This window comes from Cupriavidus sp. UYPR2.512 (genome assembly GCF_000379565.1).
Classification (GTDB): Bacteria; Pseudomonadota; Gammaproteobacteria; order Burkholderiales; family Burkholderiaceae; genus Cupriavidus.
In genome coordinates, this window is sequence record NZ_KB902876.1 from 126,494 (window position 1) to 140,127 (window position 13,634).

The 13,634-nt window shown below is 64.4% G+C and carries 13 protein-coding genes and 1 pseudogene; 8 read left to right on the plus strand and 6 right to left on the minus strand.

Going from position 1 to position 13,634, the window contains the following annotated elements:
* The first annotated feature begins 209 nt into the window (after positions 1 to 209).
* From A3A5_RS0107545 to A3A5_RS0107565, 5 genes are all read left to right on the plus strand, one after another.
* A complete protein-coding gene (locus tag A3A5_RS0107545) occupies positions 210 to 488 on the plus strand; it encodes a hypothetical protein (RefSeq protein ID WP_018309999.1) in 279 nt (92 codons plus the stop codon).
* Between the two features lie 128 nt (positions 489 to 616).
* The gene (locus A3A5_RS0107550; protein ID WP_018310000.1) at positions 617 to 880 is read left to right on the plus strand and encodes a hypothetical protein; all 264 of its coding nucleotides are present in this window, start codon (positions 617 to 619) and stop codon (positions 878 to 880) included.
* Positions 877 to 1,926 carry a multidrug transporter subunit MdtN gene (gene mdtN / locus A3A5_RS0107555; RefSeq protein ID WP_018310001.1) on the plus strand — a complete coding sequence of 350 codons (1,050 nt, stop codon included), beginning with the start codon at positions 877 to 879 and terminating at the stop codon, positions 1,924 to 1,926. The genes A3A5_RS0107550 and mdtN overlap by 4 nt, the downstream gene beginning before the upstream one ends.
* A complete protein-coding gene (locus A3A5_RS0107560) occupies positions 1,907 to 3,886 on the plus strand; it encodes an FUSC family protein (protein ID WP_018310002.1) in 1,980 nt (659 codons plus the stop codon). Before mdtN ends, A3A5_RS0107560 begins: the two co-directional genes overlap by 20 nt.
* Entirely contained in the window at positions 3,873 to 5,450 is a 1,578-nt protein-coding gene (locus A3A5_RS0107565) for a TolC family protein (RefSeq protein ID WP_018310003.1), read from the plus strand. The genes A3A5_RS0107560 and A3A5_RS0107565 overlap by 14 nt, the downstream gene beginning before the upstream one ends.
* A 90-nt stretch (positions 5,451 to 5,540) precedes the next feature.
* On the opposite strand, the gene A3A5_RS0107570 is transcribed toward A3A5_RS0107565, so the two are convergent.
* The 3 genes from A3A5_RS0107570 to A3A5_RS0107580 form a co-directional block, all read right to left on the minus strand.
* The gene (locus tag A3A5_RS0107570) at positions 5,541 to 6,005 is read right to left on the minus strand and encodes a bacterioferritin (protein WP_018310004.1); all 465 of its coding nucleotides are present in this window, start codon (positions 6,003 to 6,005) and stop codon (positions 5,541 to 5,543) included.
* A gap of 68 nt (positions 6,006 to 6,073) precedes the next feature.
* A complete protein-coding gene (locus A3A5_RS0107575; RefSeq protein WP_018310005.1) occupies positions 6,074 to 6,505 on the minus strand; it encodes a universal stress protein in 432 nt (143 codons plus the stop codon).
* 220 nt (positions 6,506 to 6,725) lie between these two features.
* The gene (locus A3A5_RS0107580) at positions 6,726 to 7,643 is read right to left on the minus strand and encodes a LysR family transcriptional regulator (RefSeq protein WP_018310006.1); all 918 of its coding nucleotides are present in this window, start codon (positions 7,641 to 7,643) and stop codon (positions 6,726 to 6,728) included.
* A gap of 244 nt (positions 7,644 to 7,887) precedes the next feature.
* Here A3A5_RS0107580 and A3A5_RS0107585 point away from each other — a divergent pair, with 244 nt between their 5' ends.
* From A3A5_RS0107585 to A3A5_RS44495, 3 genes and pseudogenes are all read left to right on the plus strand, one after another.
* The gene (locus A3A5_RS0107585) at positions 7,888 to 9,651 is read left to right on the plus strand and encodes an ABC transporter ATP-binding protein/permease (RefSeq protein WP_026200551.1); all 1,764 of its coding nucleotides are present in this window, start codon (positions 7,888 to 7,890) and stop codon (positions 9,649 to 9,651) included.
* Positions 9,652 to 9,736: 85 nt separating this feature from the next.
* Positions 9,737 to 10,774 carry a transporter gene (locus A3A5_RS0107590; RefSeq protein WP_018310008.1) on the plus strand — a complete coding sequence of 346 codons (1,038 nt, stop codon included), beginning with the start codon at positions 9,737 to 9,739 and terminating at the stop codon, positions 10,772 to 10,774.
* Between the two features lie 43 nt (positions 10,775 to 10,817).
* Positions 10,818 to 10,904, plus strand: a pseudogene (locus A3A5_RS44495) (DUF4440 domain-containing protein); the annotation flags it as partial.
* A 77-nt stretch (positions 10,905 to 10,981) separates the two neighbouring features.
* On the opposite strand, the gene phbB reads toward A3A5_RS44495, so the two are convergent.
* From phbB to A3A5_RS0107605, 3 genes are all read right to left on the minus strand, one after another.
* Positions 10,982 to 11,725 (minus strand): acetoacetyl-CoA reductase, encoded by a 744-nt coding sequence (gene phbB, locus A3A5_RS0107595; protein WP_026200552.1) that lies wholly within the window; start codon positions 11,723 to 11,725, stop codon positions 10,982 to 10,984.
* A 261-nt stretch (positions 11,726 to 11,986) separates the two neighbouring features.
* A complete protein-coding gene (gene phaP3, locus A3A5_RS0107600; RefSeq protein ID WP_026200553.1) occupies positions 11,987 to 12,544 on the minus strand; it encodes a TIGR01841 family phasin PhaP3 in 558 nt (185 codons plus the stop codon).
* Positions 12,545 to 12,825: 281 nt separating this feature from the next.
* A complete protein-coding gene (locus tag A3A5_RS0107605) occupies positions 12,826 to 13,263 on the minus strand; it encodes a YciI family protein (protein WP_018310011.1) in 438 nt (145 codons plus the stop codon).
* Between the last annotated feature and the right edge of the window lie 371 nt (positions 13,264 to 13,634).

Below are 13,634 nucleotides of genomic sequence, written 5' to 3' on the forward strand. Positions count from 1 at the left end.
TACCGAACAGGGTGATAAACGTAGGGTGCGTGCGCCAATAAGCACTTCCCCCCATTTTTTGATTGTGGGAACAACTCGCGCCAATCACGCATCCCTACCCAACTGGCGACGCTATTAACAATAGCTTACATACACGGACATCCGCTTGAATTACCCTCCGCTGCCTGAACCTTGCCCGCCCGGGCCCACCACACGAAAAACAGCCAAACATGAAGAAGATCCACGCGTACCCGCTGATGGCAATGGCCATGCTGACTACGGCCTCGGGGGCCGCTTTGGCGCAGCATGTTGTCGGGGGAATGGGCGAGGAAGTCAGGATCGGCACGTTCGCCGGTCCGACGCACGGCACCGACAGCAATCGCGGCATACCCACCGCGCGCAGGTTCAATACGGCTAAGCCAGGCAGGCAAGCCGCCGACCCGCGCAGCGCACGTCCGATCAGCACGCGCGGAGCTGCACCCACGCTCCCCGGCAAGCATTTGCCATAGCCGCGCGCATAGGTTCGCGATCATCCTTGATCGCCGACGCAACAACCCGTGCGCCAACGCTGCCCGCGCCTTGGACAAGCGAGAATCCGCGCTGTTATATTGCGTGGATCGATCCTGGTCCGACCTTTATGGCACGCACGCTTTTGCCCGCCGCGCTGGCGGCATTGCTCTACGGCTGCGCCGGCGCCCCGTCCTTCAGCCTGTTCGGTGCCTATTTCCCGCTCTGGCTCCTGAGCGCCGTGCTTGGCATTGCCGGCGCGGCCGTGTCCTATCGGATCTTTATCATGACGGGCTGGGCGGAAACGGTCCGCTACCAGCTTCTGGTTAATACGGCGATCGGCGTCATGATTGCTGAAATCGTCTGGCTACTGGGTACGGGACACGTACTATGAAAATGGCCGGCCTCCGCAAAAGCCCGCTGCGCGGCAAACTGATTGCCCTGGTCATCGTCGTGCTGGCCGCCCTGCTGTCCTTCTACGCCTACCATCGCACGCTTCGCTTCCCGGCATCGGACGATGCCTCGCTCGATGCCGACCTGGTCCACGTAGCGTCGCCGGTCGGCGGCCGGATTGCGCGCATCCACGTGGCGGAGAACCAGCTGGTGGCCAAGGGCGAGGTCCTGTTCGAGATCGATCCGGTGCCGTATCAGCTGGCCGTGGCCCAGGCCCGTGCCGACCTGGAGCTGGCGCAGGCAACCCTTGGCACGCGGCGGCGCACGATTGCCACCGAGCAGGCCACGGCGGCGGTGGCGTCGGACCAGATCGCCCGGGCCGAGCAGAACTACGCGCTCACGGCGCGCACGGTGGAACGGTTGCGCCCGCTGGCTGCTGACGGCTACGTGCCCAGGCAGCAGCTGGACCAGGCGCAGGTGGCGCAGCGCGACGCCGCGGTGACGCTGAAGCAGGCCAACGTGCAGCGCGCCGCCACGGCGCAGGCGGTCGGCAATGAAGAGGGTGCCATCGCCACCGTGCATGCGCGCGAGGCGGCGCTGGCGATTGCGCGGCGCGCGCTGGACGACACCGTGGTGCGCGCCCCGCATGCCGGCCGCGTGAGCGGGCTGACGGTGCTGTCCGGCGAGGTCGTGCTCCCCAACCAGTCGCTGTTCCTGCTGGTGCATACCGGGGAATGGTTCGCGGTGGCGAACTTCCGCGAGACTTCGCTGGCTGACATCCATGTCGGCGACTGTGCCACGGTCTACTCGATGATCGACCGGCGCCAGGCCATCCGCGGGAAGGTGGAAGGCATCGGTGTCGGCATCGCCGATACGGAGCGCCTGAACCTGCCGCGCTCCCTGCCCTATGTCCAGCCGTCCGTGAACTGGGTACGCGTGGCCAAACGCTTCCCGGTGCGCATCAAGCTGGCAGATCCGCCGGAAGCCCTGGCCAGGGTGGGCGCGAGCGCAACCGTCGAGATCCGGCATGGCGCAGCCTGCAGCTGACAAGTTGCGCCTGGGGCTGGCGGATATCCGGGCACTGCTGGCACCGCTGCCGGGCCGCGCGGCGGCCACCACGCGGATTGCGGTGGCCTGCACGCTGACGGTACTGGTGACCAGCATCTACGGCACACCTGAGGCCGCCATCTCCGCGTATGTGATCTTCTTCATCAACCGTGCGGACCGTACCTCCAGCATCGTCATGAGCGTGGCGGCGCTGGTGCTGGTCAGCCTGGTCATCGGCATGGTGCTCTGGCTGGCGGATTTCAGCATCGACGACCCGTTGCGCCGCGTCGCGTGCATGGCGGTGGTGTCGGCAGCCGTGCTGTTCCTGACCTCCGCCAGCAAGCTGCGCCCGATCGGCGGCATCGTGGCGATGATCATCGGCTTTGCGCTCGATGAACTCGGGCTGGTGCCGGCCGGTGAAATCGCCACGCGTGCCCTGCTCTATGCCTGGCTGATGGTGGCGATTCCCCTCGGCGTAAATGTGGTGGTCAATCTTGTGCTGGGCCCGGCGCCGCGCCGGCTGGCGACCGACCGGCTGGCCCATTGCCTGCGGCTTGCTGCACGCGGCCTGCAGGCTCCCGACAGCGATCCCGAGGCACTGCACGAAGCATTGCGCGATGGCGTCCAGCCCATTGCCGGCTGGCTCAAGCTGGCGAAGATCGAAGGCAGCATCGACGCGCAGGACCTGGTGGCACTGCGGCAGGCCGCGTCGTCGACCATGGCGATCCTGCTGGCGGCAGATGTCGCACGCCGGCAACCCGGGGCGCAACTGCCGGCAGCCGTTGCCGTGCCGATCGCCGCCACGCTCGACGACATGGCGCGCATGCTCGATGCCGGAGGCTATCCGGTGGAAACCGGACTGAGCGTGCCCGGTCTTGCAGGGCTGTCGCCCGCGCAGGCAGCGGTTGCCGCGGAACTGGCCGGCGCCATCAACCGCTACGCGGAACCGGGCGACCCGGCGCCGCAGGAGCAAGCCGGCAAGGCGCATGGCGGCTTCCTCGATGCCGACGCGTTCTCGAATCCGGACCATGTCCGCTACGCGCTCAAGACCACCGGCGCGGCAATGTTCTGCTACGTGCTGTATCAGCAGCTGAACTGGCCCGGCATTCATACCTGCTTTATCACCTGCTACCTGGTTTCGCTTGGCACCGCGGCGGAAACCGTGGAAAAGCTGACGCTGCGCCTCGCCGGCTGCCTGGTCGGCGCGGTGATCGGCACGGCAGCCATTGTCTACGTGGTGCCTTCACTCGCCTCGGTGGGCGGGCTGATGCTGCTGGTGTTTGCCGGCACGTGGATATCGGCATGGGTCGCGCAGGGCTCGCCGCGCATTGCCTACGCAGGCTTCCAGGTGGCCTTTGCGTTCTACCTGTGCATCATCCAGGGTTCCGGACCGGGCTTTGACCTGACCATTGCGCGCGACCGGGTGATTGGGGTGGTGCTGGGCAATCTCGTTGTGTACCTGGTCTTCACGCGGATCTGGCCAGTCAGTATTGCCAGCCGCATCGAGGCCGCACTGGCGGCACTGGTCACGCAATGGCAGCAACTGACGCGGGCGCGCCGGTCCGACGCACGGCGCGGCCATGCCGCGGCCGCCATGGCACTGCATGGCGAGATCACGCAGGACCTGATCCTGGCCAACTATGAACCCGTATCGGTCGGCCCGGGGCGGGACTGGATCGAACACCGGCGCCGGCGCCTGGCCGTGCTCGATGCAATGGCGGGGCCCATGTTCCTGCTCGCGGAACGCTTTCCCGGCGACCCGGAAATTGCACGACGATTGCACACGCTGCAGGCAACCGACGCCGTACCGCCAACCGCGCAAGCTGCCAGCGGCACCCACGATGCACAAGCCGACAAGGTCCGTCACGCCCTGCTGGCCATGGTCGACCGGCACCTGGCGGATTCGCCCGCCGAGGCACCGGCTGCGACCGCTCCGACTTCCGTTCATGCGCAAACCTGATTCGCTGGCGATCCCGCTGACACTGGCCGCCTTGACCATGACCACGGTCATGCTGGCCGGCTGTGCCACCGCGTCGCTCGACCTGGCACCGCCGGCCTCCGACCGGCCATGGCAGCCCGTGACCACCTCGGCCGGCGAGATCGTGCCGGGTGCGGCCAGCAAGCCGGCGCCGGCTAGCCGGCCGTCCGACTACACGCTGCCGGCCAACACCGCGCTGGCGTCCGTGCCCCCGCCTGCCGCACTCGATACCACGCACGCGTACACGCTGCCCGAGCTGATCGACGTGGCCGAATCCACCAACCCGCTGACCCGGATTGCCTGGAACGACGCGCGCAATGCCGCACTGGCCGCCGGCATCGCCAGGAGCAGCTACCTGCCATACATCTCCGCGGCAGCGATGGGCGGCTACCAGAACGGGCACAGCGCCTCGCCCACGGCGCTGGGCACGCTGGGCGCGAACGCGTCGACGCATGGCGCGATCTCAGTGCTGTCGCTGCAGTGGCTGCTGTTCGATTTCGGCGAGCGCGCGGGCATTGTCGATGCCGCTGAACAGGCATCGATTGCCGCGAACATCGGCTTTACCGCGGCACACCAGAAGATCATTCACGACGTCAGCACGGCGTTCTATCGCTACCAGGCTGCGCGCTCGCGCGCGACCACCGTGCAGCAGGCGATGCGCAACGCCGATGCCGTGCTTGCCGCCGCCAAGGCACGCTACCAGCGCGGCATCGGCACCGTGGTGGAGGTCGCCCAGGCCACGCAGAATCGTGCGCAGACCAACCTCGCCACGGTGCAGGCGCAAGGGGCCGAGACCGATGCCTACCTGGCACTGGTCACGGCCATCGGCATCTCCCCGCTTTCCCGGCCCAGCATTGCCGAGATGCCGGTGCGGCCCCTGTCGCCGGCCATGCGCAGCACGATCGGGCAGATCGTTGAACTTGCCATTGCAAGCCGGCCAGACGTGCTGGCGGCCTATGCCATCGAACGCGCCAGCCAGGCCAGGGTCAGGGCGGCCGAGGCCGGCTTCATGCCGAAGGTTTTCATGTCGGCATTCACGTCGTACGCGTCCGGCGGCTCGGCAATCACCGCGATTCCACCGATTGGGCAGCAGCCACCCACGGTCAACCTGAACGGCTACCGCTACGGCGCCAGCGTGTTCCTGGGCGTGACGGTACCGATCTACGACGGCGGGGTGCGCTCCGCGGTGCTGGCGCAGGCGCGCAACGACGCCGACAGCGCGTCGGCCAGGCTGACGCGCGCCAAGGAAGAGTCCGTGCGTCAGGTCGTGGTCAGCCAGAGCGCACTCGAATCGAGCCTGGCCGCCTACGATGCGGCCAGGGCCTTGGCCGAGGCCGCGCAGACCACCTATGACGCGGCCTTCGCCGCATATAGCAAGGGCGTGGGGTCCGTCACCGAAGCCAATCTGGCGCAGAACCAGTTGCTGCTGGCGCGAAATGCGTCCGCCGACGCCTATAACGGCGCGCTCGCCGCTGCGGCGACATTGGCGCTGGCGACAGGGTCGGCCGGTGCGGTGCGCAACGGGGATGGATGGCCGGCGCGGTGAAGCAGCCTGGGTGTACGCGAGCGCTGGCACAGCCGCACCAGCAGCACCTGCCCGTCAGGCAGCGGCGCGGCCCGGACGGGCCAGCCCGGGTCAGCCCTGCCGCGGCTGCACCGTCGCCACAAGGCCGGGCTTGCGCAGCATTTTCTCGACCTCTCCCGCATGCAGTTCCTCCAGCTGGATCAACTGCCGCGCATACTCCTCCAGGGCGACGGAGCGGCCCTCGACCAGGCTTAACAGCTCACGGTACAGATCCAGGGCCTGCATCTCCGTCGCGAGCGATTCACGCAGGATCGCGCCGATATCGGTAGTGTGGCTGTCCAGAAGCTCGCCGATGCCGAGCGAGGGATAGGCGCCGAGGGTCGTGATCCATTCGCCGGCCTGGTGCGCATGCAGCAGCGACTCATTCGCCTGCTCACGCAGCCATGACACGATGGGAATGCGGCCGAAGCCGAATATCAGGAATGAATAGTGCGTGTAGCGCACAACACCGGCAAGCTCAGCTTCGAGTATTCGATCCAGCACGCCGACGACCTTCTCCTGTTCGATGTCCGTCATGGCAGATTCCTCCCTGAGGTGGGTTCGGCAGCACGCCGGCACCGCGGCCGAAGCGCCACGTAGTGTAACTAGCGGTAGACGAGGACCGGAACCCGACAGTGGGTAAGAACCTTTTGGGTTTCACTGCCCACCAGCAGCCCTTCCAGACCCCTGCGGCCGTGCGACGCCATGAAGATCACGTCACACCCGTGCCTCGCGGCGGCATCGATGATGCCCTTGTAGGGTATCGAGGTCGTCATATCCGTTTCGCATGTGACCCCGGCGGCCGTGGCTGCAGCGACAACCTCTTCCAGCCTGGCGGTTGCATGTGCGGCCTCCTGCTCTTCGAACGCCTTGCGCCTGGGATGGCCGGAATCGCCTGACGCCACGTAGGGATACTCTTCCATGCACGTATAGGCCGTCAGCCTGGCGCCGCCGGCTTTGACAAAGCCAATGGCCGCCTCCATTGCCATTCTTGAAAGTTCCGAGCCATCGGTGGCCAGCAAAATATGCTTGAACACGATTCTTCTCCTTGGGCGATTGATCCCGGCGGGCAGCGACAGCCCACTAGTCAATGTTCAGTATGGACAAGAATCCGCCTCCCGGCACCCACGCGGATGCACCTGCGCGCACGCCGACGCGGCCGCGGCGCCCTTACCCATCGAGCTTGAAGCCGATATCCTTGATGAACTGGCCCCAGCGCGCATGATCGGCCGCGGCAGGTGCGGGCGCGGATTGGGCTCAGGCCGCCCCCCGGAGCGGCCCGAACCGCTCCACGTACAACCCCGCCACCCAATCGACAAACACCCGCACCCGCGGCGCCAGTTGCCGGTGGAACGGATACAGCGCTGACACCGGCAGGTCCGGGCAGGGCCAGGCCTCAAGCACCGGAACCAGCCGTCCCGCGCGCAGGTGCCCTTCCACGCGGAAGCGCGGCACCTGGATCAGGCCGCAGCCGGCCAGGGCCGCGCTGGCATAGCACTCGGCATCGCTCACCGAGATCCAGCCGCGCGCCTTGAACTCCTGCACCTCGCCATCGACGGTCAGCGTGAAGGGATAACGGTTGTCATGGTTGCGCGAGAAGAACCCCACGCCGATGTGTTGCGCCAGTTCCGACGGGTGTTGCGGCCTGCCGTGCGCGGCCAGGTATCCGGGGCTGGCGCACAGCACCTCCGGCATATCCGCCAGCCGCCGGGCCACCAGCGAAGAATCGCGCGGCCGGCCCGCACGCACCACGCAATCGATGCCCTCTCCGACCAGGTCGACCAGCCGGTCGCCGCTGCTGACAATCAGGTCGATATGCGGATAGCGCTCCCGGAACTCGCCAATGCGCGGCAGGATGATCATGGTGGCGTGGGTGCCATGCAAGTCCAGTCGCAGCGTGCCGCGCGGGTTGGCCACCTGCGTGCTGAGCGAGGTCTCGGCGTCTTCCAGGTCCTGCAGCACGCGCTTGCTGCGCTCATAGAACGCCTGGCCATCCAGCGTGGGGCGCACCTGGCGCGTGGTGCGCTCCAGCAGGCGCGCGCCGACGCGGGCCTCAAGTTCCTTGATGGCGTGCGTGGCGGTGGCCCGTGGCATGTCCAACGCGCTGGCGGCGCCGGTGAACGAGCCCAGTTCCACGATCCGGGTAAAAAGTTGCAGCGCGTCGAAGCGGTCCATGCGGGAGGGGCAGTCATAGCGGAAGGGTCACTTCCGGATTGAAATCAGGTTCCGGGCCTGCGTCAAGCCGGATCTCCGCACGCCGCCCAGGGTCAGTCCCTGACCCCGGCCAGGGGCCACGAATCAGTCAGGCATTGATTCTGCTAGCCTATATTTCATTCATAGTCTTCTGCCGTTCTCCTGCGTGTCCCGTGGCAGGGCCATGTGGCGAGTAGGTAATCCGGTTAGTGCTGGGAGATGGGATATGAGCGCCGTTCCTGAGTCGCGGGTCACCGGCACCACTTCGGCCCCAGGGAAACGCCCCGTCACTTCCACCCGGCACGTGTGGACCCGATACTGGGCCATTGCAAAACCTTACTGGTTCTCGCGGGAAAAATGGAAAGCCTCGGGCTTGCTGGTCCTGCTGATCCTGCTGCTGTTGGGCCAGACCCAGACCGAGGTACTGATCGTCAAGCAGACCGGTGAATTCACCTCGGCCCTGGCGGCGCAAGACGCGGATCGCTTCTGGGCCGCGATCAGGAAGTGTCTTTATATCCTGATGGTCGCAGTTCCCATCTACGCGGTTTATTACTACCTGAGGAATAAGCTGGGCCTGCTCTGGAGGCGCTGGCTGACCAGTCACTATCTGGACCGGTATTTCAAAAGCCGGGTCTACTACAAGCTCAATTCAAATGCCGCGATCGACAACCCGGACCAGCGCATCGCCGAGGACGTCAATACCTTCACGCGGCAATCCCTGTTTTTCCTTTCGATCGGCATCGGCGCGCTGCTGCAGCTCGTTGCATTCAGCGCCGTCTTGTGGTCTATCTCCAGGGAGCTGGTCTACTTTCTTGTCATCTATGCCATCGCTGGCACATTCATCTCCATCTTCTTCTTCGGCCGCGTCCTGATCGGCCTGAACTTCTTCCAGCTAAGGCGGGAGGCGGATTTCCGCTTCAGCCTGATCCGGGTGCGTGAGAACGCCGAGTCCATCGCGTTCTATCGCGGGGAAGCGCTGGAGTCATCCCATGTGAACGGTCGCTTTGGCAAGGCCTTCCAGAACTTCGACCGGCTCATCAAGTGGCAGCTGAGCCTGAACATGTTCCAGTATGCCTATGGCTTCCTGACCATCCTGCTGCCCAGCGCCATTGTCGCTTCACGCGTGCTTTCCGGCGAGCTTGAAGTCGGCAGCGCCATCCAGGCGGCCGGCGCGTTCGCCGCGATACTGAACGCGCTGACCGTGATCGTTGACAACTTTGAAGACCTGAGCCGGTTCGTGGCGGGGCTGGATCGACTGGACACATTCTCGATCTCGCTGACCGGGACGGCAGCAGCCTCCATGAAGCCGGCCACCACGATCGAGTCCATCCATGACTCCCGCCTGGCGCTGGAACATGTCACCTTGCACACGCCGAATAAAGAGCGAACGCTGGTCACTGACCTGACGCTGTCGGTCAATCCGGGAGAGGGCCTTCTTATCGTCGGCGCCAGCGGCGGCGGCAAGAGTTCCCTGATGCGCGCGATTGCCGGTTTGTGGAACAACGGCACGGGATGCATCGTGCGGCCAGTGCCGCAGGAAATGCTGTTCCTGCCGCAGCATCCTTACATGGTGGTCGGCAGCCTTCGCAGCCAGTTGCTGTACCCGAACCACATTGGCCAGCGGATCCCTGACGAGGCGCTTCTGCAATTGCTGGAAACGGTCAACCTGAAGGACATCGCTGACCGGTTTGGGGGCCTCGGCACGGAAGTGGACTGGGGGAAAGTCCTGTCCCTTGGCGAGCAACAGCGGCTGACCATCGCCCGCGTACTGCTGTCGAAACCGCGCTATGTCATGCTGGACGAAGCGACCAGTGCCCTGGATATCAGCAATGAGGAACGCATGTACCGGTTGCTGGCGGACATGCAGACGACGCTTGTCAGCGTCAGCCACCGGCCCACGCTGCTGAAATTCCACCACCAGGTCCTGGAACTGCCCGGGAACGGAAAGTGGTGGCTGCATCCGACCAGGGACTATCGCTTTGGCTGGTAGCCGTCCGGCCGCGTGGTAGCGACCCAAACTATCATCGTGCTGTGCTAACGTCGCACAAGGCACATTTGATGCGGAGGGCGTTTGCATGCAAGCGGGCATTGTCGAGGCCGGCTATGGGTCGGACCCGGTCGGTCTGGTCAGCGGTTTCCTGTTCGAACCCGGCGGGCCGGTGCGCGAGATTGATTCCCGTGCCGCAGCGCAATGGCTGCAGCAGATGCCGTCAGTAGCGCCGGACGCCGCGCACCATCGCCCCTTTCTGTGGCTGCACTTCAACCTGTCGCACAGCGCATGCGAACGCTGGATGAAAGGCCAGCTGGCCCTGCCGGACGAATTCTTCGAGGCCCTGCGGCAGGGTTCGCGCTCGACGCGAATCGAGCGCCTGGACGCCGCCCTGCTGGCCGTGGTCAACGACGTGATCTACAACTTCGGCGTCGCGTCGACGGATATCTCCACGCTCTGGGCCCACGCCGACCACCGCTTGCTGGTGACGGCCCGCGCCAGGCCCCTGCGCTCCGTGGACCGGCTGCGCGAAGCGGTGCGGCGCGGCGAGGCCTTCCGCTCGCCACTGGATCTTGTGGTGCACCTGTTGCGTGACCAGGCCGACGTGCTGGTGCAGATCGTGCGCGAGACCGGTGTGAGTGTCGACCAGATCGAGGACCAGTTGCTGTCGCAGCGCCTGCAAGGCAACCGCGCCGACCTGGGTTCGATGCGGCGCGGGCTGGTGCGGCTGCAACGGCTGCTGGCGCCAGAGCCCGGCGCCCTGTTCCGGCTGCTGAACCGGCCGCCGGCCTGGCTGCAGGAATCGGACTTGCAAGAGTTGCGTGAATCGACCGAGGAATTCTCGCTGGTACTCAACGATCTGGCCGCGCTGGTCGAACGCATCAAGCTGTTGCAGGAAGAAATTGCCGCCAAGCTCAACGAGCAAACGAACCGCACCTTGTTCACGCTGACGCTGGTGACTGTGCTGGCGCTCCCGATCAATATCGTGGCCGGCTTTTTCGGCATGAATGTGGGTGGCATTCCGCTGGCCGGACACCCGCACGGCTTTTGGGTACTGGTGGCGCTGGTGGCCAGCTTCACGGTGCTGGCCGGGCGCTGGGCCTTCCGCAAGCAGGCCGGGTAGGTAACGCTTGCGGGATGTACCATACTTCTGGCAGTGTCCCCTGGCTCGCTTTACCTACACCTATCACTGGGATGGCAAGCAATGGCTGATTACAAGCCATCACTCGTCGGCCATGCCGGAGAAGAGGTAACTGAGGCATGAGCCTCAGTTACCGGGGGCCGGGGCCCGCGGCCGCGCATTCACCTGGCGGCGCCTGGCCCAGCGCCCTTACTGCATGTGCTGCCCGCCGTTGATGGCAATATTGGACCCGGTCACGTAGGCAGCTTCCTCCGAGCACAGGTAGGCAACCAGCGCCGCGACTTCTTCCGGCTTGCCGAGGCGGCCGACCGGAATCTGCGGCAGGATCTTGGTGTCCATGATTTCCTTGGGCACGGCGTTGACCATCTTGGTGGCAAGGTAGCCCGGAGAGACGGTGTTGACCGTCACGCCCTTTCTTGCCACTTCCAGCGCCAGCGACTTGGTGAAGCCGTGCATCCCGGCCTTGGCCGCGGCATAGTTGGTCTGGCCGAAGGCGCCCTTGGACGCGTTGACCGACGAGATGTTGATGATGCGTCCCCAGCCGCGTTCGACCATGCCTTCGCAAAGCGGCTTGGTGAGATTGAATACCGAGTCGAGATTGGTCCGCATCACGGCATCCCAGTTCGGCTTGTCCATCTTCTTGAAGGCCATGTCGCGGGTAATGCCGGCGTTGTTCACCAGGATATCCACGCGACCTACGTCAGCCAGGATCCGTGCCGCGCAAGCCTGGCAGGCCTCGTAGTCGGAGACATCCACCTCGTAGGCACGCATCTCGCGGCCGCTGGCGGCCATCGCGGCCAGCCAGTCCTGGGCGGTCGCATTGCCCGGCGAGTGCGTCACCACTACGTCATAGCCTGCGTCATGCAACTTGATGCTGATGGCTTCTCCCAGCCCACCCATACCGCCTGTTACCAGTGCAATTCTCTTCGTCATCCTGCCTGCTTCATAAAGTTGAAAGACCCCTGCCTTTGCGGGACGGGCTTTTGCCCTGACTATCCCGAGCCAATCCCACTGCCCTGGCGCGAAAAACAGCGAAGGCGAGCCGGGCCGGATGATTCCGGTCCCAGCTTGTATGCTGATGCGGGACGATTGGCGTCGCAGTGCTGCAAGCCAGGGGAGCTGATGCCCCTGGCCTGCAAGCCTGCGATCTCTGTTCAGCGCGCTGGCCTGGCCTGCATGGCCAGCCGCACGCCGTTACTGCTTGGAAGCGCGGGGCGCCGCCTGCTGTGCCGCGCCTGAGGCAGCTGCGGCAGTCTTGGCAAAGTTGGCCCTGGCGACTTCAGCCGTCTGCTTTGCGGCGTCCTGGAAGGATTGAAAGGTGCTGCTGGCGGCTGCAACGCTCGATTGCAGCAGCGCGGTGATCGCTTCAGACCCGGCCGGCGCGTTCTTCACGAAGGTGTCCACGAAGGCTTGCACATTGCGGTTGTGCTGTTCGTACTGGCCCTCGACTGCCTTGGTCAGTTCCACCTGCGTGTTCGATGCGATTTCGTACACATGGCGTGCATACGCAACCGCCTTCTCCGCGGCGGGCTGGGCCAGGTTGCCCTGCACGGCAAACACTTCACGCAGGTCCTTGCCGGCCAGCACCGCTTCGACATTGCCCTGGCCTTCGGCAAGCGTCGTCCTGACTGCCTGCAGGTTCAACTCGGTCAACTTCTGGAAGCCGTCGAAAGCCATGTTCGTCAGCGCGAACAGCTGGTTCAGACTGGATTTTTGCACTGCAGCAAACTGATCGGGCATAAAAGGGGACATGAGAAATCTCCTGTGGATTGATCGAACGGATTCGCGCAAGAGTGCTGCAAAGTGAATCCGCCACGTGTGGCCTCCGGACTGGCAGCGCCGCCAATCCTGCAGCGCACCATCCGAGTGCGAATCCTAGAATGTTTCCTCTAATTCAATCCCTAGGTACATACCCAAAAAGTCTTTAAAACAGGACAATATAAGTGCTATATAAGGCACTTAAATTACATGTACTTACGTAGAAATGTTGCGGTGCACGGGTGGGCGCACGTCACCCATGCTCCGGGCTCGCCTCAGCGCGGCTTGTTCGCCAGCCCTTCCACTTCAGCGCGCAGCCGCTCTTCCTGCTCCCGCAGTTCTGGCGTGAGTTCAGCGCCGAAGTCCTCGACCTCAAACAGCGGGCGAATTTCGATTTCGGACTCGCTTTCCATGGGATTGGGGCACCGCCTGACCCATTCGACAGCCTCATCCATTGACTCGACCTGCCACAACCAGAATCCGGCGACGAGTTCGTTGATTTGTGGAAACGGCCCATCCGTCACAGTCCGCTGAGTGCCCGAAAAACGTACCCGCTTTCCCCTTGCGCTCGGGTGCAAACCCTCGCCAGCGAGCATGACGCCTGCCTTGACGAGCTCTTCATTGAACTTGCCCATTGCCGCCAGCAACTCCGTGCCTGGCATCTTGCCGCTTTCTGATTCGCTCGTGGCCTTCACCATCACCATGACACGCATTGTGGTCCTCCTTGAAGGGATCGTTGGCGCCACAAAACCCCGAAGCGGAAGCCGCGGCGGCGGTGGGCGCTGGAACCAGGACCCAATCAGAATAGTTTATATGAACGCCCCCGATGCGCCAGGTTTTCTTGTGTTCTGATTCGACAGGATAGGTTGCAGCTTTATATGCGGCCTTTCTGCAGCATACGCTGCGGGCCCCGATGAAATCCGCTGACTCGCTCCTAATTTGTCGCGCGAGCTGAACGCTCTAACTATTCTTCAGGTTTAGCGAATCCCGGTCCGACCTGTCTTGTCATCACACTCGATTGCCAACGCAACCTTTCGACGTCACCCTGTAATCTTCGCGGATACCCGCGGCACTATTTTCTATC

Coding starts and splice junctions, on each gene's coding strand:
- phaP3 (WP_026200553.1), bottom strand. CDS start 12,544: ATGTCCCCTTTTATGCCCGATCAGTTTGCTGCAGTGCAAAAATCCAGT.
- A3A5_RS0107580 (WP_018310006.1), bottom strand. CDS start 7,643: ATGGACCGCTTCGACGCGCTGCAACTTTTTACCCGGATCGTGGAACTG.
- A3A5_RS0107590 (WP_018310008.1), top strand. CDS start 9,737: ATGCAAGCGGGCATTGTCGAGGCCGGCTATGGGTCGGACCCGGTCGGT.
- A3A5_RS0107550 (WP_018310000.1), top strand. CDS start 617: ATGGCACGCACGCTTTTGCCCGCCGCGCTGGCGGCATTGCTCTACGGC.
- A3A5_RS0107570 (WP_018310004.1), bottom strand. CDS start 6,005: ATGACGGACATCGAACAGGAGAAGGTCGTCGGCGTGCTGGATCGAATA.
- mdtN (WP_018310001.1), top strand. CDS start 877: ATGAAAATGGCCGGCCTCCGCAAAAGCCCGCTGCGCGGCAAACTGATT.
- A3A5_RS0107545 (WP_018309999.1), top strand. CDS start 210: ATGAAGAAGATCCACGCGTACCCGCTGATGGCAATGGCCATGCTGACT.
- A3A5_RS0107560 (WP_018310002.1), top strand. CDS start 1,907: ATGGCGCAGCCTGCAGCTGACAAGTTGCGCCTGGGGCTGGCGGATATC.
- phbB (WP_026200552.1), bottom strand. CDS start 11,725: ATGACGAAGAGAATTGCACTGGTAACAGGCGGTATGGGTGGGCTGGGA.
- A3A5_RS0107585 (WP_026200551.1), top strand. CDS start 7,888: ATGAGCGCCGTTCCTGAGTCGCGGGTCACCGGCACCACTTCGGCCCCA.
- A3A5_RS0107605 (WP_018310011.1), bottom strand. CDS start 13,263: ATGCGTGTCATGGTGATGGTGAAGGCCACGAGCGAATCAGAAAGCGGC.
- A3A5_RS0107565 (WP_018310003.1), top strand. CDS start 3,873: ATGCGCAAACCTGATTCGCTGGCGATCCCGCTGACACTGGCCGCCTTG.